The sequence below is a fragment of the Thioalkalivibrio sp. ALJ1 genome (genome assembly GCF_000745395.1).
In the GTDB taxonomy this organism is placed as follows: domain Bacteria; phylum Pseudomonadota; class Gammaproteobacteria; order Ectothiorhodospirales; family Ectothiorhodospiraceae; genus Thioalkalivibrio.
This window is the reverse complement of the sequence record NZ_JQIW01000003.1, coordinates 112,712-136,291: the sequence shown is the minus strand read 5'-3', so window position 1 is coordinate 136,291 and position 23,580 is coordinate 112,712. Positions and strand designations below refer to the sequence as shown.

At 63.2% G+C, this 23,580-nt stretch carries 19 protein-coding genes and 1 tRNA gene; 18 read left to right on the top strand and 2 right to left on the bottom strand.

Going from position 1 to position 23,580, the window contains the following annotated elements; all coding sequences use genetic code 11:
* Window position 1: 1 nt before the first annotated feature.
* The 7 genes from F462_RS00525 to cynS all read left to right on the top strand — a co-directional run bounded on the left by F462_RS00525 (window position 2) and on the right by cynS (window position 7,855).
* Entirely contained in the window at window positions 2-1,285 is a 1,284-nt protein-coding gene (locus F462_RS00525) for an ABC transporter substrate-binding protein (protein WP_038050789.1), read from the top strand.
* Window positions 1,282-2,121 (top strand): ABC transporter permease, encoded by an 840-nt coding sequence (locus F462_RS00520; protein WP_038050788.1) that lies wholly within the window; start codon window positions 1,282-1,284, stop codon window positions 2,119-2,121. The genes F462_RS00525 and F462_RS00520 overlap by 4 nt, the downstream gene beginning before the upstream one ends.
* A gap of 174 nt (window positions 2,122-2,295) precedes the next feature.
* Window positions 2,296-3,936, top strand: coding sequence for a sigma-54 interaction domain-containing protein (locus F462_RS00515; RefSeq protein WP_038050785.1), 1,641 nt, complete (start codon window positions 2,296-2,298; stop codon window positions 3,934-3,936).
* Window positions 3,937-4,124: 188 nt separating this feature from the next.
* Window positions 4,125-5,579 (top strand): ABC transporter substrate-binding protein, encoded by a 1,455-nt coding sequence (locus F462_RS00510; protein WP_038050782.1) that lies wholly within the window; start codon window positions 4,125-4,127, stop codon window positions 5,577-5,579.
* 3 nt (window positions 5,580-5,582) lie between these two features.
* Window positions 5,583-6,434, top strand: a complete 852-nt coding sequence (ntrB, locus tag F462_RS00505) for a nitrate ABC transporter permease (RefSeq protein WP_038050780.1) — start codon at window positions 5,583-5,585, stop codon at window positions 6,432-6,434.
* A 29-nt stretch (window positions 6,435-6,463) separates the two neighbouring features.
* Entirely contained in the window at window positions 6,464-7,375 is a 912-nt protein-coding gene (locus F462_RS00500; protein ID WP_038050779.1) for an ABC transporter ATP-binding protein, read from the top strand.
* 33 nt (window positions 7,376-7,408) lie between these two features.
* Window positions 7,409-7,855, top strand: coding sequence for a cyanase (cynS, locus tag F462_RS00495; protein ID WP_018140904.1), 447 nt, complete (start codon window positions 7,409-7,411; stop codon window positions 7,853-7,855).
* A gap of 66 nt (window positions 7,856-7,921) precedes the next feature.
* Here the strand turns inward: cynS and F462_RS00490 are convergent.
* Window positions 7,922-7,997 (bottom strand) — tRNA-Ala (locus F462_RS00490).
* Window positions 7,998-8,261: 264 nt separating this feature from the next.
* Here F462_RS00490 and F462_RS00485 point away from each other — a divergent pair.
* From F462_RS00485 to F462_RS00435, 11 genes are all read left to right on the top strand, one after another.
* On the top strand, window positions 8,262-9,041 hold the full coding sequence (locus F462_RS00485) for a 3',5'-cyclic-nucleotide phosphodiesterase (RefSeq protein WP_038050778.1): 780 nt from the start codon (window positions 8,262-8,264) through the stop codon (window positions 9,039-9,041).
* Between the two features lie 134 nt (window positions 9,042-9,175).
* Entirely contained in the window at window positions 9,176-9,865 is a 690-nt protein-coding gene (gene phoB, locus F462_RS00480; RefSeq protein WP_018140902.1) for a phosphate regulon transcriptional regulator PhoB, read from the top strand.
* Window positions 9,866-9,920: 55 nt separating this feature from the next.
* A complete protein-coding gene (gene phoR, locus F462_RS00475) occupies window positions 9,921-11,264 on the top strand; it encodes a phosphate regulon sensor histidine kinase PhoR (RefSeq protein ID WP_038050777.1) in 1,344 nt (447 codons plus the stop codon).
* 299 nt (window positions 11,265-11,563) lie between these two features.
* Entirely contained in the window at window positions 11,564-12,532 is a 969-nt protein-coding gene (locus F462_RS00470) for a PstS family phosphate ABC transporter substrate-binding protein (protein WP_038050776.1), read from the top strand.
* A 273-nt stretch (window positions 12,533-12,805) separates the two neighbouring features.
* Window positions 12,806-15,076 carry an ABC transporter permease subunit gene (locus tag F462_RS00465; protein ID WP_038050775.1) on the top strand — a complete coding sequence of 757 codons (2,271 nt, stop codon included), beginning with the start codon at window positions 12,806-12,808 and terminating at the stop codon, window positions 15,074-15,076.
* Between the two features lie 10 nt (window positions 15,077-15,086).
* Window positions 15,087-16,754 carry a phosphate ABC transporter permease PstA gene (gene pstA / locus F462_RS00460; RefSeq protein ID WP_038050773.1) on the top strand — a complete coding sequence of 556 codons (1,668 nt, stop codon included), beginning with the start codon at window positions 15,087-15,089 and terminating at the stop codon, window positions 16,752-16,754.
* 348 nt (window positions 16,755-17,102) lie between these two features.
* Window positions 17,103-17,933: a phosphate ABC transporter ATP-binding protein PstB gene (gene pstB / locus F462_RS00455; protein WP_018140897.1), complete on the top strand. Its 831-nt coding sequence runs from the start codon at window positions 17,103-17,105 to the stop codon at window positions 17,931-17,933.
* Between the two features lie 11 nt (window positions 17,934-17,944).
* The gene (gene phoU, locus F462_RS00450) at window positions 17,945-18,667 is read left to right on the top strand and encodes a phosphate signaling complex protein PhoU (RefSeq protein WP_018140896.1); all 723 of its coding nucleotides are present in this window, start codon (window positions 17,945-17,947) and stop codon (window positions 18,665-18,667) included.
* Window positions 18,668-18,734: 67 nt separating this feature from the next.
* A complete protein-coding gene (locus F462_RS00445; RefSeq protein ID WP_038050771.1) occupies window positions 18,735-19,331 on the top strand; it encodes a DsrE family protein in 597 nt (198 codons plus the stop codon).
* Window positions 19,332-19,659: 328 nt separating this feature from the next.
* Entirely contained in the window at window positions 19,660-20,115 is a 456-nt protein-coding gene (locus tag F462_RS00440; protein ID WP_018140894.1) for a glutaredoxin family protein, read from the top strand.
* Between the two features lie 95 nt (window positions 20,116-20,210).
* Complete coding sequence (locus F462_RS00435; protein ID WP_038050769.1) at window positions 20,211-21,074, top strand: amidohydrolase family protein; 864 nt, start codon at window positions 20,211-20,213, stop codon at window positions 21,072-21,074.
* A 436-nt stretch (window positions 21,075-21,510) separates the two neighbouring features.
* Here the strand turns inward: F462_RS00435 and F462_RS00430 are convergent, their stop codons facing one another.
* Window positions 21,511-23,421, bottom strand: coding sequence for a methyl-accepting chemotaxis protein (locus tag F462_RS00430; RefSeq protein ID WP_038050767.1), 1,911 nt, complete (start codon window positions 23,419-23,421; stop codon window positions 21,511-21,513).
* Window positions 23,422-23,580: the final 159 nt, after the last annotated feature.

Sequence of the window (23,580 nt, the reverse complement as noted above, 5' to 3'; positions counted from 1 at the left end):
CATGTGCAACTGCGACAATCACCACGACATCGACCGCGAACTGGACCAGCTGCTGGATCGCAGCTTTTCCCGCCGCAACTTCCTGCGCACCGCCGCTGTGGGTGGTCTGGCCGGTACCGGCCTGGCCATGCCGGGCTCTCTGTTCGGCGCCGAACCGGACAGCCTTGAAGAACCCGAGAACGTCGTCCGCGACTTCGACGGGGTCGTCCGCATCGGCTACATCCCGATCACCGACGCCGCGGCCCTGCTGGTCGCCCACTCCGAGGGTTACTTCGAGGACGAGGGCCTGGAGGTCGCCGACCCGACCCTGATCCGGGGCTGGTCGCCGCTGATCGAGTCCTTCGCCTCCAACCGTTTCAACCTGGTGCATCTTCTCAAGCCCATCCCCCTGTGGATGCGCTATCAGAACGACTTCCCGGTGAAGATCATGTCCTGGGCGCACACCAACGGTTCCGCCGTGGTCACCGGCCGACACGTGGATGTGAAGACTTTCTCCGATCTCGGAGGCAAGAGCGTCGCGGTCCCCTACTGGTACTCGATGCACAACGTCGTGATGCAGATGGCCTTGCGCGATGCCGGCCTGACCCCCGTGATCCGCGACCAGGGCGCAGCGCTCGAGTCGCACGAAGTCAACCTGATGATCATGCCGCCGCCGGACATGCCCCCGGCCCTGGCCGCCCGTTCTATCGATGCCTACATCGTCGCCGAGCCCTTCAATGCCGCCGGCGAACTACTGGCGCGTGGCAACGTACTGCGCTTCACCGGTGACATCTGGAAGAACCACCCCTGCTGCGTGGTCTGCATGAACGAGCGCCTGACCGAACGCGAGCCGGAGTGGACCCAGAAGGTGATGAACGCCGTCGTCCGCGCCCAGGGCACCATTCAGGAAGACAAGAAGACCGTCGCCACCATGCTGTCGCGCGACGGCAAGGGTTACCTGCCCATGCCCGCCAATGTGGTCGAACGCGCCATGACCCACTACCACGACGAAAGCACCTACGCCGGCAGCGGCGCGATCCGGCATCCCGAATGGGAGAACGGGCGCATCGATTTCTCCCCGTGGCCCTACCCATCCGCCACCAAGATGCTGGTGGGCGCAATGAACGAGACCCTGGTCGGGGGCGACACCCGGTTCCTGGACGACCTTGATCCGGACTTCGTCAAGGACGACCTGGTCAACTACGACTTCGTGCGCAAGGCTATGGAACAACACACCGCGTGGCAGGGCGCGCCCGGCGTCGACATGGATTCACCCTTTGACCGCGAGGAGGTGGTGGTCCTATGAACCGCGAAGCGACTCTCTCCGCCGACACCCCGACCGTGGAGCGGCTTTTGCCGCTCCTGCGGCTCGCGGATCGTGCCCGTCGAGCGCTGCAGTACCCAGCGCTCGGCATCGCCGGCCTGTTCGCTCTGTGGTGGTGGGGCGGCTGGGCCATCGCCAACAACGAGGACACGATGGCCTTCGCCAGCTTCGCCCCCGGGCCCACGCTGGCGGCCTTCTGGGAGCTCGTCAGCACCGGCAACGTCTGGTCCCCGATCGAGTCCAGCCTATATCGCGTGGGTTGGGGCCTGGCCTATGCCATCGCCATCGGCGTGCCACTGGGTGTATTGATTGGCTACTTCCTGACGCTGAAACAGGTCACACACGTCCCGTTCCAGTTCCTCCGGATGATCTCGCCGCTGGCCTGGATGCCCATCGCGGTGCTGGCCTTTGCCACCTGGGATGCCGCGATCATCTTCTTGATCGCCATCGCGGCGGTCTGGCCCATCACCTACGCGACCGCACATGGCGTGCAACGCATTGACCCGATGTGGCTGAAGGTCGGCAACAACCTGGGTGCCAACCCGTATCACACCCTGCGTTATATCGTGATGCCTGCGATTGCCCAGGATGTCTTCGCCGGGATCCGCCTGGCGGTCGGGGTGGCCTGGATCGTCCTGGTACCGGCCGAATACCTGGGGGTGACCTCCGGCCTGGGCTATGCGATCAACGACGCCCGCGACACTCTTGAGTACGACAAGCTCGCCGCCATCGTCCTGGTGATCGGCATCATCGGCTACATGCTGGACGCGATCTGTGTACGGCTCATCAAGCGCAGCAGCTACCACGCACAAGACTGATGCATCCGGTGTGGTCGGGGCTACCCCGGCCACACCTTTCTTGTTTTTCGCCACCGCCCGGTGCAACACCCGCACCATCGCAACGCACAAGCACCACAATGGCGCCTGTTGGCGACGGAACAACGGGCCGCAACCTGTGTTCCCCGATGGCAAGTTTTCTGCATGTCTCCTTGTATGAGTCTGGAGACTTCCACAGAGCACGCCAGCCCCGATCTGGCCACCCGCGAACAGGAGATCACCCTCCTGCTGGAAGTCGCCAAACTGATGGGACGCTCCGGCGACCCGGACGCCGCCATCTATCGCATCCTCGGTATGATGTCGCAGTTGCTGGGCCTGAACCGGGGCCGAGTCCTGCTCCCGGACCCCAATAGCGGCCAACTGCGCATTCGACACGCCTACGGCTTGACCGACGCCGAACGCGACCGTGGCAGCTACAGCCTCGGCGAAGGCGTGACCGGCCGCGTCATGAAGACGGGCCAGATCGCGCTGATCCAGGACATCGACAACGAACCGGAATACCTCGCCCGCGCCATAGACCGCTCCACCCTGCCGCAGGAGACGGTCGCCTATATCGCGGTCCCCATCGTCCAGGACGAACACGCAATCGGCGTGCTCGGCGTGCATCGCCTGCGCCGGCGCACGCGCCAGTTCCAGGACGACCTGAATCTTTTACGCGTGGTCGCCAGCATGATCGGCCAGGTCCTGCGTATCCATCAATTGATTGCCGAACGCACCGCCGAACTGGTGTCCGAGAATCGTTATCTGAAAAGCGCGCTGGATACCCAGGGCGGCCAGTACGGCATCCTCGGCGAAAGCCCCGCACTGCGCCATGTGCTCAAACAGGTGCACCGCATCGCGGATACCCAGGCGACCGTGCTGGTCACTGGGGCCTCGGGCACGGGCAAGGAGAAGATTGCGCGCATGATCCACCGGATCAGCCAGCGCAATGCCAAGCCCTTCATCTCCATTAACTGCGCCGCGATCCCCGCCGACCTGCTCGAATCCGAATTGTTCGGGCACGAGAAGGGCGCGTTCACCGGCGCCTCCAGCGCCAAGGTCGGGAAGATCGCCCTGGCCGACGGTGGCACGCTGTTCCTGGACGAGATCGGGGACATGCCCGAGGCCCTGCAGTCGAAGATCCTGCGAGTGCTACAGGAACGCGTCGTACAACCCATCGGGGGCAATCGGGATCTACCGGTGGACGTCCGCATCATCGCCGCTACCCACCAGAATCTGCAGGCCGCGGTGAACGCCGGGCACTTCCGTCTGGACCTGTTTTATCGGCTCAACGTGATCCCGCTGCACATGCCCGCCCTGCGCGACCGTTCCAGTGACGTGCGCCTGCTGACCCGCCACTTCCTCGACCGTTACACCCATCTGCATGGCTGGAACGTAGTCGTCGACGATGGTGTACTGGAGCGCCTTGAAGGCTTCGACTGGCCGGGCAATATTCGCCAGCTGGAGAACGTACTGGAACGGGCCGTGCTGCTATCCACCGACGGACGCATCGGCACCCCCTTGATTGACGAAATCCTGCATGAGGAGTCGCGCATCAGCCCCTTCGAGTCCGAAACCCGATCGCCCCCCGCGGAGGCACCATCGGCGGGCACAACGGGCCAAACCGCGCCCCCTTCCAGCGCAGCGCGCACCGACATAGTGCGTCCCTATCAACGAGTCAATGCCTCCGAAGCGGAACGCCTGAAGCAGGCGATCGTGCAAACCGGCGGGAACAAGACCCGCGCCGCCATGGCCCTGGGCCTGACGCCGCGGCAGTTGCGTTACCGCTTGAAAAAACTCGGCATAGAAACGACTTAGCGCACCTCCTATTCAGAGTATGGACGTTTCGTCCACTTTGTCCGTATTGGCGTCAAAGAGTCTGCTCATTTTCGATCCTCGTCCACTTGCCTGTGCGTTTCCCGGGCGTTGGCATGGCACCTGCAGAGACCCTCGACATGCGCGGTAAAGAAGCCCGCATCGATTCGACACACGAGGAGAGCAAACCCATGCCGACCAAGAGCCTTCACGACCCGTTTGACGCCAATGCCGATCTGCGCCACGGCTCCAGTTGCCGCCACGGCCACACCAGCCCCGGTAGCTGTAGCTGCTTCGATACGGCCTCCCCGGACCTGGAAGAAAAGCTGGAACGCCGCGCGACCCACGATCCCGTGGCAGCCGAAGCCCACACCACCGGAGAAGACCTGAGCGACGAGGCCATGGTCGACCGCGCGGTCGAAAGCGCCATCGTCCGCGGGATGTTCGGACATAACGAGATCAATCGCCGCCGCTTCCTGCAGATGATCGGGGGCGGCACCGTCGCCGCGGCTCTGGGCTCTGTCCTGCCGCTGGACAAGGTGAAAGCCGCGATCAAGGACGGCGGGCCGCTCGAGAAGACCAAGCTGCGCGTCGGTTTCGTGCCGATCACCTGCGCGACCCCGATCATCATGGCGCACCCGATGGGCTTCTACGAACGCCAGGGTCTGGATGTCGACGTGATCAAGACCGCAGGCTGGGCGGTGGCCCGCGACATGTCGCTGTCCGGCGAATACGACGCCTCGCACATGCTCTCTCCGATGCCGCTGTCGATGACCCTGGGATCGGGCTCTTCGCGCGAGCACTACATCATGCCGGCGGTGGAAAACATCAACGGCCAGGCCATCACCCTGCACAACAAGCACAAGGACAAGCGGGACCCGAAGGACTGGAAGGGCTTCACCTTCGCCGTGCCCTTCGAGTACTCCATGCACAACTTCCTGCTGCGCTACCTGGTCGCCGAGCACGGGCTGGACCCTGATCGCGATATCAGCATACGCGTCGTCCCGCCGCCGGAGATGGTGGCCAACCTGCGCGCCGAGAACGTCGACGGCTACCTGGCCCCCGACCCGTTCAACCAGCGCGCGGTCTGGGACGGGATCGGCTTCATCCACATGCTCACCAAGGAGATCTGGGACGGCCACCCGTGCTGCGCCTTTGCCTGCTCGGCGGCCTGGGCGGAAGAGCATCCGAACACCTTCGGGGCCCTGTTCCGTTCCCTGATTGAGGCCACGCAGTACAGCTCGGACATCAACAACCGGGCCGAGATCGCCGAGGCCATCTCCCCGCGTGCATACCTCAACCAGCCGCAGTCGGTGGTGGAACAGGTCCTGACCGGGCGCTACGCGGATGGTCTGGGCGAGGTCAAGAACGACCCGCACCGGATCGACTTCGACCCCTTCCCCTGGCACTCAATGGCGACCTGGATTCTCACGCAGATGAAGCGCTGGGGCTACGTGGATCGCGACTTTGACTACAACCAGTTGGCCGAAGACGTATTCCTCGCCAGTGAGTGTGCCGAGGTCATGGCCGAGCTCGGTTACGAAGCCCCCAGCGATACCTACAAGAACTTCGAGGTCATGGGCAAGGTGTTCGACTACACCGACCCGGAAGGCTATCTCGAAAGCTTCGAAATCCGCAGGAGCTAAGGCATGTTGAGTAATCTCAACTTCCGCGCCACGCTGCTTTCGATCGCCATCCTGGTGCTCTTCCTGGGCGTGTGGCAGCTTGCCACCGCCCCGGAGGCACTGGTCCCGCAACAAGGCGAGCTAAGCGAGTACGAACAGCTGATGGGTGCCGGTACGGACCGCAGAAGCTCGAGCAGCGGCATCCCGGCACCCACCGAGGTGTTCGCTCACGCCTTCAACGAACTGAGCAACCCGTTCTACGACGCCGGCCCGAACGACAAGGGCATTGGCATCCAGCTCGCCTACTCGATCTACCGCGTCCTGCTGGGCTTCTTCCTGGCTGCTCTGATCGCCATCCCGTTCGGCTTCGTGATCGGTATGTCGCCCCTGCTGAACAAGGCCTTCGATCCGTTCATCCAGGTGCTCAAACCGATCTCGCCGCTGGCCTGGATGCCGCTGGCCCTGTTCGTCATCCGCGACTCAAACATCTCGGCGATCTTCGTGATCTTCATCTGTTCGATCTGGCCGATGCTGGTGAACACCGCCTATGGCGTGGCCTCGGTCCGTAACGACTGGCTGAATGTGGCCAAGACGCACCAGCTGTCCAAGGTCCGTACCGCGTTCACGGTGATCCTGCCCGCCGCGGCCCCGACTATCCTGACCGGCATGCGCATCTCCATCGGCATCGCCTGGCTGGTCATCGTCGCCGCCGAGATGCTCGTGGGTGGTACCGGCATCGGCTACTACATCTGGAACGAGTGGAACAACCTCGATCTTGCCAGCGTGATCTTCGCGATCCTGATGATCGGCGTAATCGGCTTCCTGCTGGATGCCTCCCTCGCCCAGGCCACCAAACTTGTGCGCTACGCCGACTAAGTCGGCGCAGCCCAACCAGGAGTAAAACCATGAGCAAGGGATTCCTCGAAATCGAGAACCTGAGCCAGCGCTTCCCGCAACCCGACTCGCCGGACCTGATGACGGTCTTTGAGGGCGTCGACCTCGGGATTGAAAGAGGCGAGTTCGTCTGCCTGATCGGCCATTCCGGCTGCGGGAAATCCACCATCCTGAATGTGCTCGCCGGGCTGGCCACTCCCACCGACGGCAACGTGATCATGGATAACAAGGAGATCAAGGGCCCGAGTCTCGATCAGGGCGTGATCTTCCAAAACCACAGCCTGCTGCCCTGGCTGTCGGCACGCGATAACGTGATGTTCGCGGTACGTGCTCGCTGGCCGAACTGGAGCAAGGCCAAACGGCTGGAACACGCCGAGAAATACCTGAAGATGGTCGGCCTGGACGATGCGATGGACCGCAAGCCGTCGCAACTCTCCGGCGGCATGCGCCAACGCGTCGGGATTGCCCGGGCATTCGCCATCGAACCCAAGCTGCTGCTCATGGACGAGCCGTTCGGGGCCCTGGACGCCCTGACCCGAGGCGTGATCCAGGAAGAGCTGCTCAAGATCTGGTCGGAGACCCATCAGACCGTCTTCATGATCACCCACGACGTGGACGAAGCGATCCTGCTAGCCGACCGCGTGCTGCTGATGACCAACGGCCCGCATGCCCAGGTCGCCGAATCGGTCAAGATCGACATCCCGCGTCCACGCACACGGGCCACGCTGCACCAGGAAGAGGCCTACTACCCAATCCGAAACCATCTGGTCGACTTCCTCGTCGAGGGCGCCAAGGTGATGTCTGCCAAGGCCCAGGAAGCGGCCGCGCGTGGTGACAATCCGCGCCACAGCCCGCGCAGCGTCAATCCGGCCAAACCCGAGGCCAACCCCGAACCGGGCCCGCGCATGGTCCGCGCGGTCTAGCCCCCTTTATCCATTGCATTCAAGGAGCACATGATGAGTCTCAGCAAGAGCGCCATGACCACCACCATCCTGGAGGCCAAGGAGAACCGCGACACCACCTGGGCCGAGATTGCCAAGGCCACCGGCCTGCACGAGGTCTACGTGACCTCCGCCTGCTACGGCATGAACCACCTGGAAACGGACCAGGCCGACAAGCTCGTCAGCTTCCTCGGCCTCGGGCCGGAGGTCTCACAGGCACTCCAGGTCTTCCCGCACAAGGATTGGGACAAGACCATTCCCACTGATCCGGTGCTCTACCGCTTCTACGAGGCGATCAACGTCTACGGCGACACCATGAAGGCGCTGATCCACGAGAAGTTTGGCGACGGCATCATGAGCGCGATTGACTTCACCATGGACATCGACAAAGTCGAAGATCCCAAGGGTGACCGCGTTAAAATCACCTGGAACGGCAAGTTCCTGCCCTACAAGAGCTGGTAGGTTGTTAAGAGCCGACACCTGAAACCAAAAAAAGGCCTGCAAAAGCAGGCCTTTTTTCTTGAATCCTGGTGGAGCGGAGGAGGATCGAACTCCCGACCTTCGCATTGCGAACGCGACGCTCTCCCAGCTGAGCTACCGCCCCTTCAGAAGCTCCGCATTCTAGCAACTCCACCTGTTGGCGGGAAGCCCCGGCCGCACAAGGTCCATCGTTACAGGATTCACTCGTCCTACCGATCAACCGAATGCCCTTTTCGCGTGACCCATCACGGAACTGGCGCCTGGACCCGATCTAGCATATCGAGATGTCCGTCACCCACTTACAGCGTTCCGGGGCGAGCGGCCCTGGCCTCCGGTTTATATCGGGGGCCGCAGTTGCACCCGAAATGGGACTGGACGACGATCACCCATGAGCCTCTCCGTTCGCATCCTTGGCGCCAGTGGCGGAATCGGTCCAGGTCGGCGTACTACCTCCATCCTGATCGATAACGATATCCTCATCGACGCTGGCAGTGGCGTGGGTGATCTAACGCTGGAAGAACTGCGGCGGGTTCGCCACGTCTTTCTGACCCACTCGCACCTGGACCATATCGCCTTTCTGCCGATGCTGGCGGACATGGTCTACAGCCCGAACGCCGAGCCCATTCACGTGCATGGGCTCCCAGCAACCCTGAAAGCCCTCTGCGATCACGTGTTCAATTGGGTCATCTGGCCGGATTTCACCCGGCTACCCCGACCCGATCAACCGTTGATCCGCCTGGAGTCGTTGCAGCCGGATCAGATCCTTCAAGTCGACCAACGCGAGCTACGGGTGCTACCTGCACGCCATACAGTCCCGGCGGTTGGCTATAGCGTGACCAACAGCGACGGCGCGGCCTTTGCCTTTAGCGGCGACACCACCTCCTCCAGCAAGCTCTGGCCTGCCCTCAACGCCATGCCCAATCTCGACCTGTTGATGATCGAGACGGGGCTGCCCGACGAGATGGAAGGCATGGCGGACGTGGCCAAGCACTACACACCGCAACACCTGGAAGAAGATCTGGCCCTGCTGGAACATCGCCCGCGCATTGCCATTACCCATCTCAAACCAGGTCACGAACAGGCCATACGTCAACAATTGGCGCGTTCGCCCCACCACGATGGCATGATCTTCCTCCACGGGGACGAGCGCTTCGTCCTCGGCCGTTAAATCCGCGTCTCCCTAGAAAGCGTCTCCCTAAAATCGGTCTTCTATCCATTCCACGGATATCCAACGCCCGTGCGTTCACATGGCTGTAACATGGCTGTTATCTAATGCCGACCAGGCAATCACGAGGCGAGGCCATGGCCACTCGAATTCTGCTGGTTGAGGATGACGCGGCTATCCGCGAGATGCTACAGCTGCCGTTCCAGAAGGCTGGCTACGATGTGCGTGAAGCGGGCGATGTCCGCAGTGCCAAGTCCTTGCTTCTGGAAGACCCACCCGATTTGATTTTGCTGGACTGGATGCTGCCCGATATCAGCGGCATTGACTGGGCACGCACCCTCAAGACCAGCGCGGTCACCAAGGACATTCCTCTAATTATGCTGACCGCTCGCGGCGAAGAAGAAGACCGTGTGCGTGGTTTGGACGTGGGCGCCGACGACTATGTGACCAAACCGTTCTCCCCACGCGAACTGGTCGCCCGCATGAAGGCCGTTCTGCGGCGCACCTCGCCCACCACCAGCGAGGAACCCATCGAGGTCGAAGGGCTGCGCCTGGACCCGATTTCGCACCGCATCACCGGCAACGGTGAACCCCTCAGCATGGGCCCCACCGAATACAACCTGCTGCATTTCTTCATGACCCATCAGGACCGGGTATTCAGCCGGGAACAACTCCTCGACAAGGTCTGGGGCACGAATGTTTACGTAGAAGAACGCACGGTGGACGTGCATATCCGTCGCTTGCGCAAAGCGTTGACCGACACCGGCCACGACCACCTTGTGCAAACCGTCCGCGGTTCGGGGTACCGTTTCTCGCAAACGCCGTAATCGGCTCCCGATGTTTGTACACTCATCGGTATCTACTTGAGCTCCGGCGGTCCCCGTGCAGCCACGCAATACCTGGCCCGACATCCTCATTACCAGCCTGCTGATCGCGCTGCCGATCCTGTTGCTCGGCTGGGCCACGGGCCAGTTCTGGCCTACCGTGGCCTTCCTGCTCGGCGCCGCACTGGCCTGGAACATCGCCAACCTGATGTGGCTGGAGACCTGGCTGCGGCGCGGCGGGCGCGCCGAACCACCGGACGTGCGCGGCCTTTGGGGGGTGATCTTCGATCACCTCTACCGCCGCCGCAAACGCCACGAGAACCGGGTCCACCGCCTGCGCCAACTGCTGGAGCGCTACCGCGAATCCGCTCGCGCGATGCCGGACGCCGTCGTCATCCTCAACGATGACCTGCGCATCGAATGGGTCAACGACATGGCCTGCCAACTACTGGGGCTGCACTGGCCCCGGGACGAGGGGCAGCGTATCACCCACCTGCTGCGCCACCCGGAATTCCTCACCTTCATGGAACGCGCCCGCGAATCTCTGGCCCGCGTCACCGTCCCCTGCCCACTGGACGGCGAGCGTCAACTGGAGATGCGCATGCTCCCCTATGGCGATGCGCAGTACCTGTTGCTTGCCCGGGACACCACCCACCTTCACCGGCTCGAGGTGATGCGGCGCGACTTCATTGCCAATGTCTCGCATGAGCTACGCACCCCACTCACCGTACTCTACGGCGTCACCGAAAGCCTTGAAGACGAGTTGGGGGAACAGCCGCAACTGACGCGCTCGGTCCAGATGCTGCGCGAACAGTCCGAACGCATGAAACTGCTGGTGGATGACCTGCTACTGCTATCACGCCTGGAGACGGGCGAAACCACCGGCCCGCAGGACTGGTTCAACCCATACCCGATGCTCAATAAACTGATTGAAGAGGCTCGCCTCCTTTCGGGCAGCGAGGCACACCAGATCGAGCTGCAGGCGGACCCGGAACTGGAGTTCCGGGGCAACCCGGACGAACTGCGCTCCGCCTGCGCGAACCTGTTGTTCAATGCCGTGAAATACACCCCCGGCGGGACCCCAATTACCCTGCGTTGGCGCCGCGATCCAGACGGGGCCCGGCTGATCGTTGAAGATTCCGGCCCTGGGATTGCCAGTCATCACCTGGGCCGCCTGACCGAGCGCTTCTACCGCGTGGATGCGGGGCGCACGCAGTCCCGCGGCGGCACCGGGCTCGGGCTGGCGATCGTCAAGCATGTGCTCGCTCGCCACGATGGTCACCTCGCAATCGAGAGCCAAGTCGGCCAAGGCAGCCGCTTCACCTGTCTGTTCCCCTTGAGCCGTACCCGCCACGCCGAAGCCCCAGACCGGTCCAGTCAGGCAGACCCGGCGGGCGCCTAACGGTCATCCGCAAGGCTCCCGACTCGCGGTCCCTCAGGACCGATTGCCGCGTCGCTGCGCTCCTCGCAATGACCGCTACAGCGCCATGTCATTGCGAGCGCAACGAAGTAATCCATCGGGGATCGCCCGAGCCTGGCCGACCCCCTATCCCCGATCGCTGCGCAGGCATAGTGGCCCACCAAATGTCACATGGCTGTCACGTGCGCGTCACCGAACTGCAAGCAAGCCTCCCGATAATTCCCCATCAAGGACCGACCGGGTCCGAGCAACCTTTCAAGCAAGCACCAGGGAGTACACCTATGCTGTTCAAGCGCACCATTCTCGCCGCCGCCGCGGCCGCCGCCCTCGCCATCACCCCGGCGATGGCCGAAGTCGATGCCGATATCCCGGCCTACGAGTCGGTTTCCGGTATCTCCGGCAACCTGTCGAGCATCGGCTCCGACACCCTGAACAACCTGATGACGCTGTGGGCCGAGGAGTTCCAGAACTTCTACCCGAACGTCAACGTGCAGATCCAGGGTGCCGGCACCGGGACCGCTCCGCCGGCCCTGACCGAGGGGACCGCCGACTTCGGCCCGATGTCGCGCATGCCGCGTGACAGCGAAGCCGCCGAGTTCGAGGAACGCCACGGCTACGAAATGACCGCCGTCCCGGTCGCGATCGACACCATCGCCGTGTACGTGAACCGCGACAACCCGATCGAGGGCCTGAGCATCGAACAGGTCGATTCGATCTTCTCCTCCACCCGCCGCTGCGGTGGCGCCGAGGACATCACCCGCTGGGGTCAGGTCGGCCTGGATGGCTCCTGGGAAAACCGCGACATTACGCTGTACAGCCGTAACGCCGTCTCCGGCACCTACGGCTTCTTCCGCCAGCACGCCCTGTGCGACGGTGACTTCAAGGATGCGATCAACGAGCAGCCCGGTTCGGCCTCCGTCGTCCAGGGTGTGTCCGAGTCGCTGAACGGCATCGGCTACTCCGGTATCGGTTACATGACCTCTGGTGTGCGCGCGATCCCGATCGGCGAGAACGAAGGCGAATACTACGAGCCGAACGCCGAAAACGCCTCCTCGGGCGATTACCCGCTGGCTCGCTTCCTTTACGTGATGGTCAACAAGCACCCGGAAGACGGCCTGACCCCGCGTGCGGCCGAGTTCCTGAAGATGGTGCTGTCGAAGGAAGGCCAGGAAGTCGTGGTGCGTGACGGGTTCATCCCGCTGCCCGCCTCCGTGACCGAACGCGAGCGCAAGAACCTCGGCCTGGAATAATCCAGGTCAGTTACCGGCCATCTCCGGATGGTCTGAACCGGGCCCCTCGCGGGGCCCGGTTTTTTTGTGGCCGTTGCATGCGCCTAGGTGTGGAGTCTCACAAGGTTGTCCTCAGGTAGCCCGAGGACAACCTTGTGAGACTCCACACCTAGGCACCGCAGCCTGCCATCCAGCGTTCAATCGTCCGTCATATTGCTGTCACGTTTTTGTCACGAAGCACCCGTAGCATTCTCGCCAGCTCTACCCTACACCTGCCGCATCAGGGGACCCTGAATGTCCAGCCTTACCGCAACCACGACCCTCGGTCGCTTCCAGCGCTGGCGCCGCGCCAAGGATCATACCGCCCGCTACACCATCGGCTTTTTCGGTGTGGCCGTGATCGGCGCGCTAACCCTGATGTTCGTGTACCTGGCCAGCGAGACACTGCCCATGTTCCAGGGGGCCACACTGGAACCGCGCACCGAATACGCGGCCCCCGGCGGCGCCGACACCCAGACCATCCACCTTGCGGTGAACCGCCACCGCGAGATGGCCGTGCGCCTGACCGAGGACCGCCGTGCCCTATTCTTCCGCCCCTACAGCGGCGATATCGAGCACGAAGAATCGTTACCGATCCCGGAGGACGTCCAGGTCACGAGTTTCAGCGCCGCCGAGCCGCGGACGCGTCTGGTCGCCGCCGGCCTGGACAACGGCCAGGTGCTGGCCATCGAGTATGAATACAACGAACGTTTCAGCCCCGAGGGCCGCCTGTACGACCCGGGCCTGGTGTACCCGCTAGGCGACGAGGACTCCGCTTTGCTCGACGTGGACGACGAAGGCCGCGCGATCTCGGTAGTGGGTGTACAGCGTGGCTCCAGCGGCATACGCGTGGCCGCCGCGACGGAAGATGGCGATCTTAAACTGGTGCGTTTCGAGGAGCGCACCTCGATGATGACGGGCGAAACCGAAATACGCCGCGACGCCTACGATCTGCCCTCGCTGCCGGATGGCGCCACACCAACCCGCATCCTGCTGGATATCACGGGCCGTCACATGCTGGTCGGCGACGATCAGGGGCAGCTGCACTTCTTTGACATCAACAACCCCTCGCGCGCCAGCCTGGTCGACAGCAAGCGCGTGATCCGCGGTGACGATGCCGAGGTCACCTCGCTGGAGTACCTGCTGGGCACGGTCTCCATCATCGTCGGCGGTTCCGACGGCACGGTCGCGCAGTACATGCTGGTGCGCGACGACGACAACGTGAATCGCATCACCCGAGTGCGCGATTTCCCGTCGCACGCCGGCCCGATCCGCAACACCCAGCCGGAGTACATCCGCAAGGGCTTCCTGACCGCCGACGATCAGGGCGAGGTCAAGATCCACTATTCCACCTCGCAGCGGACCCTGATCGAACGGCAGATCACCGACCAGCCGCTGCATCGGGTGTATGTCGACCCGCGTAACCGCCTGCTGATCGGCATCGACGACAACGAGACATGGCACCTTCAGGACCTGTCCAATCCGCACCCGGAAGTCTCATTCCACGTGCTGTGGCAGAAGGTCTGGTACGAGGGCCGATCCGGGGGAGACTACGTCTGGCAGTCCTCCTCGGCCACCGACGAGTTCGAGCCGAAGTTCTCGCTGGTGCCGCTAACCATCGGCACCATCAAGGCCGCCTTCTACGCGATGCTGTTCGCCACCCCGCTGGCGATCATGGGGGCGATCTACAGCGCCTATTTCATGTCGCGGCGCATGCGCAGCATCACCAAGCCCTCGATCGAGCTGATGGAGGCATTGCCGACGGTCATCCTCGGTTTCCTGGCCGGGTTGTGGCTGGCGCCTTTCATCGAGGCCAACCTGCCGGCTGTTGCCAGCATCCTGATCCTGATGCCGCTGGGCATGCTGGTTGCCGCTTTCCTGTGGACACGGGTGCTGCCGGAGAACCTGCGCAACCTCGTGCCCGCGGGCTGGGAGGCCGCGATCCTGATCCCGGTGATCCTGGTCATCGGCTGGTTCTCCGTCTCCATGAGCCCGCTGATCGAGGTCTGGATGTTTGGTGGCGATGCCCGCCAGTGGCTGACCGATCAGGGCATCACCTACGACCAGCGCAACGCGCTCGTGATCGGCATCGCGATGGGCTTCGCGGTCATCCCAACCATCTACTCGATCTCCGAGGACGCGGTGTTCAACGTGCCCAAGCACCTGACCCAGGGTTCACTGGCACTGGGCGCCACGCCGTGGCAGACGGTGGTGCGCGTGGTGCTGCTGACCGCCAGCCCCGGGATCTTCTCGGCGGTAATGATCGGCTTCGGCCGCGCGGTGGGCGAGACCATGATCGTGCTGATGGCGACCGGCAATTCACCAGTGGTCAACTTCAACATCTTCGAGGGCATGCGCACGCTCTCCGCAAACATCGCGGTGGAAATGCCGGAGGCCGCGGTCGGCGGGACCCACTTCCGCATCCTGTTCCTGGCTGCCCTGGTCCTGTTCGCGCTGACCTTCGTGGTGAATACGGTGGCCGAGATCGTGCGCCAGCGCCTGCGCCAGAAATACAGCTCCCTTTGAGGCATACCCGATGAATCGTTGGTTCAAATCCGGCACCCCGTGGATCTGGCTGAATGCCGGAGCCGTCGCTGCCTCGCTGGTGATGGTCTTCGGCCTGATCCTGATGATCGCCGTCAACGGCCTGTCCTTCTTCTGGCCGTCCGAGGTCATCGAGTTCGAATATCAGACGGAAGAGGACTCGGAGCCCCGACGCGTCATGGGCGAGCTGCAGCGCTCGGAGACGATGACCGCACTGGCCATGCGTGACGCCGGGTTCACCGTGCCGGAAGGCCAGGACATCGTGGTGCGCCATCTGATCAAGCGCGGCAACCGCGACCTCGATAGCCGTGACTTCCAGTGGTACCTGGAAGACTTCATGTCGGAGCGGGAGCGCCCGCGCGACGCCGTCGTGCTTGAACGCCTGCAATGGGGCGACTTCTACGGCTATATCCGGGAGTACAAAGAGGACGGCGAGACGATTGCCGAGGGTGCCGAGGCGCGTGCAGCCTTCGAGGAGCGCCTACCGAAGACCCGCGAACTGGTCCAGCAGATCGATCAAATCGAGCGCGTCCGCATCGGTCGGGTGAACTTCGAGCTCGAGCGGCTGCGCATCGCCCAGCGCGGCGTCGAGCGGGCTGACGAACTGACGCTGGAAGAGCGCGGCCAGCGGCAGGAAGAGCTGGATGCCGAACGTGAGGAACTGGACGCGCGCTACGCCGAGCTGGAGGCCGAGCGCAACGCCCTGCGCGACGAGGTGGCCCGTTTCGCGATCGTGCTGGAGACCGCCGACGGCGAACGCGCGACGATCCCGCTGTCGCGCATCGTGAATGCCTGGTGGCCGAACGACATGAGCGCTCCCGCCAAGCTTCGCCACTACGTCGTCGCCTTCTGGGACTTCATGACCGGCTACCCGCGCGAGGCCAACACCGAGGGGGGCATCCTGCCCGCGATCTTCGGCACCGTGTTGATGGTCATCCTGATGTCCATCTTCGTGACCCCGTTCGGCGTGCTGGCCGCGATCTACCTGCGCGAATACGCGAAGCAGGGCCCGCTGGTGCGGACCATACGCATCGCGGTGAACAATCTCGCCGGCGTGCCCTCGATCGTGTTCGGCGTGTTCGGCCTGGGCTTCTTCGTCTATCTGGTCGGCGGCAATATCGACCAGATCTTTTTCCGCGATGCCCTGCCCTCACCGACCTTCGGCTCGCCGGCGATTATCTGGGCCTCTCTGACGCTCGCGCTGCTGACGCTGCCGGTGGTGATCGTCTCCACCGAGGAGGGCCTGACCCGTATCGGCGCCAGCATCCGCCACGGCTCGCTGGCACTGGGCGCGACCAAGGCCGAGACCCTGTGGCGCCTGATCGTGCCGCTGTCGGCCCCTGCGATGATGACTGGGCTGATCCTGGCCGTGGCCCGGGCCGCCGGCGAAGTGGCCCCGCTGATGCTGGTGGGCGTGGTCAAGCTGGCCCCGACCCTGCCGCTGGACGGCAACTTCCCCTATCTGCACCTGGACCGCGCATTCATGCACCTGGGCTTTCACATCTTCGACGTCGGCTTCCAGAGTCCGAACGTCGAGGCCGGGCGCCCGCTGGTCTACGCCACCGCACTGGTGCTGGTGCTGCTGATCATCGTACTCAACCTGACCGCGATCTCGATCCGCAACTACCTGCGCGAGAAGTACCGCGCCGACAGCGACTGAGGCACGCGATGCACAACGTGCCTCACACACCCCGTCATTGCGAGGCCCCGCGGGGGCCGCGGCAACCTCGTGACGCAAGCGCGACGCCCGTCCTGGCTCACGTCGGGGTCGACCACGGAGATCGCCACGCGCCTGCGGCGCTCGCGATGACGGTGCTGTTTCCCCGTCATTGCGAGGGTCCGCAGGACCCGTGGCCATCTCCCAACGCAACTCCGACGCCTGCCCCGAGTCGCGTCGCGGCCAACCACGCCGATCGCCACGCGCCTGCGGCGCTCGCGATGACCATGCTTTTCCGTACCGTCGCGATCACGCGATGTGTCGAACCCTGTTCCCCATGGAGTACCCGAGATGAGTGATTCCCAGACCCACAGCGTCAACGTGGCCCAGAATACGCAGGCCCACCGTGGTCTGAGCCTGGATCGCGAGGACATCTGCCTGACCGCAGAAGGCCTGAAACTATTCTACGGAGAGGATCAGGCCCTGAAGGGCCTCGACATCCGCATCCCGAAAAACCGGATCACCGCGTTCATCGGCCCCTCGGGCTGCGGCAAGTCGACCTTCCTGCGCTGCTTCAACCGCATGAACGACCTGATCGATGCTGCCCGCATCGAAGGGACGATTCGGCTCGACGGTGACGACATCTACGAAAAGGCGGTGGACGTACCGGAGCTGCGCCGCCGCGTCGGCATGGTGTTCCAGAAGCCCAACCCATTCCCGAAGTCCATCTACGAGAACGTCGCCTACGGTCTGCGCCTGCAGGGCGTGAAGAATCGCCGACGCCTGGACGAGGTGGTGGAAAAGTCGCTCAAGCGTGCCGCGCTGTGGGACGAGGTGAAGGATCGCCTGCACGAGAACGCCTTCGGCCTGTCCGGCGGCCAGCAGCAGCGCCTGGTGATCGCCCGCGCCATCGCGATCGACCCCGAGGTCCTGCTGCTGGACGAGCCCTGCTCCGCGCTGGACCCCCTGGCCACGCTAAAGATCGAGGAGCTGATGATCGAGCTGAAGAAGGACTATACGCTGGTCATCGTCACCCACAACATGCAGCAGGCTGCGCGCGTGTCCGATTACACCGCCTTCATGTACATGGGCGAACTGATCGAATACGCCGACACCGACACCCTGTTCACCTCGCCTGCCAAGAAGCAGACCGAGGACTACATCACCGGCCGCTTCGGCTGAGGACACGCACCATGGACAAGACCTTCTTCAAACAGCATATCTCGCAGCAGTTCAATGCGGAGCTCGAGGACATCATCAAGCAGGTGATGGCCATGGGTGGCCTGGTCGAGCAGCAACTCGCCGATGCCGTCCACGCCATGGTCGAGGGGGATGTCGAACTCGCTGAAAAGGTGATGACCTCGGACTACCAGGTCAACGCCAAGGAAGTCGAGATCGACGAGGAGTGCACTCACATCCTCGCGCGGCGCCAGCCCACTGCCTCCGACCTGCGCCTGGTGATCGCGGTGATCAAGACCATTACCGACCTGGAGCGCATGGGCGACGAAGCCGAGCGCGTGGGCCGTATGGGTCTGCACCTGCTGGACGAGGACCGCAACAGCGCCCCGATGGCGGATATCGCGAGCATGGGGGAACACGCCCGCGAGATGACCCGTGGCGCCCTCGACGCCTTCGCCCGCATGGACGTGGATCAAGCCGTGCGCGTCGCTCAGCTCGACATCCAGATCGACAGCCTGTACGAGACCATCACCCAGAAACTGATGAAGCAGATGACCGCTTCGCCGGACTCGGTACCGCGCCTGATGGACATCATCTGGGCCACCCGATCCCTGGAACGTATCGGCGACCGCGCACGCAATATCTGCGAGTACGTCGTCTACTTCGTTAAGGGCAAGGACGTGCGCCACACCAGCTACGACCAGATGGCCGAGCAAGCCACCGGCGACCGCCACTGATTGGAGTCCATCGCAGAAAGGACGCGGTCGTTTGCGTCCTGAACACGCGCCCGATTGAATAGGGGGCATGAGCCCACATCGACTCGCCAGTATATTTTCCACCCGCCTCGGCGGGCTTGTGACCCTGTGTCTGTTCGTCCTGCCCGCACTGGCAGCTGACCCGCTCAGCGCCCCCGACGCTACACCCGAGGGCGAACCCTCGGACGCCATTCTCGAACTCCTGAAGCGCGACGAACTCCCCGAGGGCGTGGTCTTCGAGATCATCGAGAATGACCGCGCGGCGCTCTCCGCGCTTCTGCCCGAGATCCGGGCCAACATCGCCCGGCTGCGCGAACGCGATCCGGACTATCCGGTCGCCGTGGTGGCGCACGGCGCGGAGCAGTTCAGCCTGACTCGCAGCGAAGCGGCCCAGCACCCAGGCCTGCATTCCGAGGTGGAGGCCCTGGTCCGCGACGAGGGCGTAAACGTCGCGGTCTGCGGCACCTTCGCTGACTGGCGCGGTCTAGAGGCCGATGCCTTCGCCGAGTTCGTCGAAGTCGCCGACCTCGCACCCGATCGCATTGATGACTACCGCGAACTCGGCTTCGAGATCATCCGCCTGCGCCCCTCGCTTCTCGACGCCCCCGAAGAAGACCCCTGGCAATTCGACTTCGGCACCCCCTGATCCTTCATTGAAAGGGCTTTTTCACCACGAAGCGCACGAAGGCAGGAAGACAGGCCAGGTCAACGGCGATTGCACCACGGAGGGCACGGAGAAGGTCAAGACCGTAGAATAATCCTGTCGAATGATCGCTTCGGGCTGCCCAAGCCACCATCCCACCATGGGTTTTGCCGTTCTCTGTGTCCTCTGTGAACTCTGTGGTTACAAGGTTTTGACCTTCTTCGTGCCTTCGTGCCCTTCGTGGTGAAAAACGCCCTTGACCCAGCATGACTAACGCTACAGAGGATCGGGGTGTTGTGTTGGGCGCGGGTTGCTGTGGCATTCTTCGGCCATGCGATTTCTTATCCGATGGTTCTTCCGTGGCGTACGCCTGCTGCTCACCCCGTTCATGCTGATCGGCGAGCGCCTGTCGCGCCCGCGTGGAATCGAGCGTGACCCGGCTGACCAGGCCAAGGTCGATGAGCAGACGCGCCAACTCGCGCTTTATCACTTCCCCGCATGCCCGTTCTGCATCCGCGCACGGCGAACCATGCAGCGTCTCTCGCTGGATATCGAGTTACGCAACGCACAGGCCGCCGGCGCGTGGCGCGAGGAACTACAAAGTGAGGGCGGCAAGCTGCAGGTACCCTGCCTGCGCATCCAGGAAGCCGACGGGAGCGTCCGCTGGCTGTACGAGTCAGACGCGATCGGCCAGTACCTGCGCGAACGCTTCGACCCCAACCACGGAGATGGCCACTCCAATCGCTCTTCGAATGACACCACCGTCTCTGGGGATAGCCGCGCCTGAAGCCCCGCGCAGCTGCGACGCCCTCGACCGTGAGGCCCGCCCTGTCGCACTCTACGGTATAAAATTGGAGTTCCCGTATTAGAGGAACTCGCAGAATGGAATCGACGACCGCCCCGCGCCGCTTTCCCCACGTTATAACCGTTGCCGCCGCAGCCCTTCTGCTAGGTCCGCTACTGCTAATTTGCAGCCCAAGCCACGCGATCGAACCGCTGTTCGACGCGCACCTCCACTATCGCGACACCCAGGCCGAGCGTTTCCCCCCTGATGCCGTTGCTCGCACGCTGGAGGAAAACCTTATCGAGGCCGCGATCATGATGGCCCCCCGAGCCTCGCTGATCGAGTCGCTCGAATCCTCCAGCCAGGCGCGCATTATCCCGTTTCTCGAGATCTCTCAACGCCTCGGGCGCAAGATGGACTGGATGTACGTTGAGGACCTGCGCGAACAGGTCGAGGCCATTCTGGACCGCGACGCCGTGGCCTGGCGTGGCATCGGCGAACTCCACATCCAGGCGGATGACCGCTTTGCGCCGAGTTTCGAAGACCTGCTCGAACTGGCGGTGGAACGCAATCTTTGGATCGTCATCCATGGCGACCCGGCCGTAATCGACCATGCCTACGCTCTCCAGCCCGAGGTACGCATCCTCTGGGCCCATGCCGGGTCCTATGCCTACCCATCACTGGTACGCGACTACCTGATCCGTCACCCCAACATGGTCATCGACGTCTCCATGCGCAATCCGCGCATCAATCCCGGTGGGATTATCGACGCCGACTGGTTCGAACTATTTCTCGACTATCCCGATCGCTTCCTGATCGGCAATGACACCTTCAGCCTCGCACGCTGGGAACACTTCACCGTGCTAAAAGACGGCACCCGAGACTGGCTGATGCAGCTCCCCGACAACGTCGCTCGCATGATCGCCTGGGAAAACGGCCAACGCCTCTTCCCCGCTCCGTAAAGCCCACTATTCACCACGAAGTGCACGAAGGCACGAAAAACGGCTGGGCCAAGGTCAATGGCGACTCACAGGAAGACTGGAAGTCGCGAAGGATAGATCGGCCAGAACCGCCCGGGACCCGTTCGAAACGATGGTCCACCAGGCGCACCGATCGCCCCTGTGGGAGCGGGCTTGCCCGCGAAGCCCCCGCCCGCGTGTCCTCTAGCACCGGCCTTCACACCAACCCTCCCCGGCGAGTCCTGCCAGTTCCACTACCTCATCAATCTCTCTTCCGATCTTCCCCACTTCCTGTAGACCGGTCTTCGCCCTTGACCCAGCCCTTCTTCGTGCCTTCGCGCACTCCGTGGCGAATCAACCCCTTCGCCCCCACACGCATGAAAAAGCCCGCCCCCTCGAAACGAGGATGGCGGGCTCGGCTACGGGCATTGGGGCGTGATCAGACCTTGAACTGACCCACGCGCTGCTGCTGCTGCGAAGCCAGCTTGGACAGCTCCTCGGAAGCATTGCGGATCTGTTCCGATCCGGCGGCGGTCTGGTCCAGTACCTCGGTGATATTGGCGACGTTACGGTTGATCTCCTCGGCCACCGTGGACTGTTCCTCCGCGGCGCTGGCGATCTGCGTGTTCATGTCGCTGATACGAGTGACGGACTGGGTAATCGCAATCAGCGACTCGCCGGCAAGGTTCACCTGTTCGACGCTCGCATGCGCCTTAACGCGCCCGTCCTCCATCGCCTGGACCGCCTCGCGGGTACCGTTCTGAACCCGCTCGATCATCTGCTGGATCTCGTGGGTCGAGTCCTGCGTACGACTCGCGAGCGTGCGCACCTCGTCCGCGACCACGGCAAAGCCACGGCCTTGTTCGCCCGCACGCGCCGCCTCGATGGCCGCGTTCAGAGCCAGCAGATTCGTCTGATCCGCGATATCACCGATCACCTCGAGGACCTTATTGATCTGCTCGGCATCCTGCGACAGGCGACTCACCACATCCGCCGCGCTCTCCACCTGCGTGGACAGTCCATTGATCGTGCTGACGGTCTTCTGCACAACCTGCTGGCCAGCAGTGGCGTCCTGGTCCGTGCTGCGCGCGGCAGCGGCGGCATCCGACGCGTTGCGCGCCACTTCCTGGACGGTCGCCGTCATTTCGTTCATTGCGGTGGCAACCTGGTCGGTCTCCGCCTTCTGACGGCGCACCTGCTCGTTGGTCTCCTCGCTCGTCGCGGACAGCTCGGTGGCGGCGGCTGCCACCTGATCGGACCCGGCAGCCACCTGCTGGATCAGCACCCGGATCTTCTCTACGAAATGGTTGAAGGCAATCGAGAGGTCGCCCAGTTCATTCTTTCCGGAAACCTCCGGCTTGCGGGTCAGATCCCCTTCCCCACTGGCGATGTCATTCAGGCGCACCACCGTCTGGCACAACGGATGCACAATGCTGCGAGTCAGGAACCAGGCCAGCAGGGCACCCAGCACGACGGCAAGCGCGCCTACCATCACAACCGTTCCAGTCGCATTGCGGGCCATCGCGACATAGGCACTGCGATCAACCATGAGTTCGAGCACACCGACTGCATCACCGGAAAAGTCCAGCACCGGACGCGCGATGACGGCCATCGGCTCGCCCTGATAGGTGACGTTACGCACCCGTTCCTCGCCTTCCAGCACCCCACGCATCTCCGCATCAGTAAAGGTCGCATCACCCTCAATGGTGCCAGCAAAGCGGGAGAACCGACCGTCGTCGCGCAGGTAGAGTGCAGCCGGGGCGCCCAGCTCTTCAGTGAACTGCTCGAAGAAGGGTTCGCCGAAGGACAAGCCGAACTCAACGGAGCCGACATGCTCGCCGTTTTGGGCGATCGGCACGACACCGCGGATACCCAGGCCTGCCACACCCTCTTCCAGACCCGAGATGGGGGCCTGCCGATCGTTGGTATCCACAACGGTCTGGCGGAAGCCAGACAGATCGTCACCGTAGCGATCCGGGCGATGTACACGCAAGAAAGAGGTCGCCGGCGGGGTATGGAACTGGTATTGACTCACCCCGAAATCGCTGCTGAGCGACTCGAAGCTGGGCACGGTCATCGCGGCCAAGCGTTCCCGGTCGCCATTGGCCATGGCCTCCTCGACATCCGGGATACGTGCGACGGCCTGGGCCATGGCGGTTGCCCGCACGGCTTCCTGATCCAGGCGATCCAGCAACTGCCCGGTTAGGTCGTTCAGCTCACGCTGTTCGGCACGATCTGCCATCGTCCCCAGGGCATTCACCACCACCACCAGGGTCAGCGCCACGGCGAGGACCACCACGCCAATGATGCCCACCATGAGCCGCACGCCAATTCGAATGTTGTTGAACATCTATCCAGTTCCTTCGATCAATCGGATGCCAGTCGGCACCGCGGGAAAGTCAGGTCCGTCACCCCACTAGCGGCGGCGAATGCTAAAACTTGAACCCCGTAGAGCCTTTTTCCCCACAAGAACACCGGGGAGACACCGACCCATGACCGGGCGTAAGCG

Excerpts from the sequence above, each read along its gene's own strand:
- F462_RS00525 (WP_038050789.1), top strand. The coding sequence starts at position 2 with ATGTGCAACTGCGACAATCACCACGACATCGACCGCGAACTGGACCAG.
- F462_RS00520 (WP_038050788.1), top strand. The coding sequence starts at position 1,282 with ATGAACCGCGAAGCGACTCTCTCCGCCGACACCCCGACCGTGGAGCGG.
- F462_RS00515 (WP_038050785.1), top strand. The coding sequence starts at position 2,296 with ATGAGTCTGGAGACTTCCACAGAGCACGCCAGCCCCGATCTGGCCACC.
- F462_RS00510 (WP_038050782.1), top strand. The coding sequence starts at position 4,125 with ATGCCGACCAAGAGCCTTCACGACCCGTTTGACGCCAATGCCGATCTG.
- ntrB (WP_038050780.1), top strand. The coding sequence starts at position 5,583 with ATGTTGAGTAATCTCAACTTCCGCGCCACGCTGCTTTCGATCGCCATC.
- F462_RS00500 (WP_038050779.1), top strand. The coding sequence starts at position 6,464 with ATGAGCAAGGGATTCCTCGAAATCGAGAACCTGAGCCAGCGCTTCCCG.
- cynS (WP_018140904.1), top strand. The coding sequence starts at position 7,409 with ATGAGTCTCAGCAAGAGCGCCATGACCACCACCATCCTGGAGGCCAAG.
- F462_RS00485 (WP_038050778.1), top strand. The coding sequence starts at position 8,262 with ATGAGCCTCTCCGTTCGCATCCTTGGCGCCAGTGGCGGAATCGGTCCA.
- phoB (WP_018140902.1), top strand. The coding sequence starts at position 9,176 with ATGGCCACTCGAATTCTGCTGGTTGAGGATGACGCGGCTATCCGCGAG.
- F462_RS00470 (WP_038050776.1), top strand. The coding sequence starts at position 11,564 with ATGCTGTTCAAGCGCACCATTCTCGCCGCCGCCGCGGCCGCCGCCCTC.
- F462_RS00465 (WP_038050775.1), top strand. The coding sequence starts at position 12,806 with ATGTCCAGCCTTACCGCAACCACGACCCTCGGTCGCTTCCAGCGCTGG.
- pstA (WP_038050773.1), top strand. The coding sequence starts at position 15,087 with ATGAATCGTTGGTTCAAATCCGGCACCCCGTGGATCTGGCTGAATGCC.
- pstB (WP_018140897.1), top strand. The coding sequence starts at position 17,103 with ATGAGTGATTCCCAGACCCACAGCGTCAACGTGGCCCAGAATACGCAG.
- phoU (WP_018140896.1), top strand. The coding sequence starts at position 17,945 with ATGGACAAGACCTTCTTCAAACAGCATATCTCGCAGCAGTTCAATGCG.
- F462_RS00445 (WP_038050771.1), top strand. The coding sequence starts at position 18,735 with ATGAGCCCACATCGACTCGCCAGTATATTTTCCACCCGCCTCGGCGGG.
- F462_RS00440 (WP_018140894.1), top strand. The coding sequence starts at position 19,660 with ATGCGATTTCTTATCCGATGGTTCTTCCGTGGCGTACGCCTGCTGCTC.
- F462_RS00435 (WP_038050769.1), top strand. The coding sequence starts at position 20,211 with ATGGAATCGACGACCGCCCCGCGCCGCTTTCCCCACGTTATAACCGTT.
- F462_RS00430 (WP_038050767.1), bottom strand. The coding sequence starts at position 23,421 with ATGTTCAACAACATTCGAATTGGCGTGCGGCTCATGGTGGGCATCATT.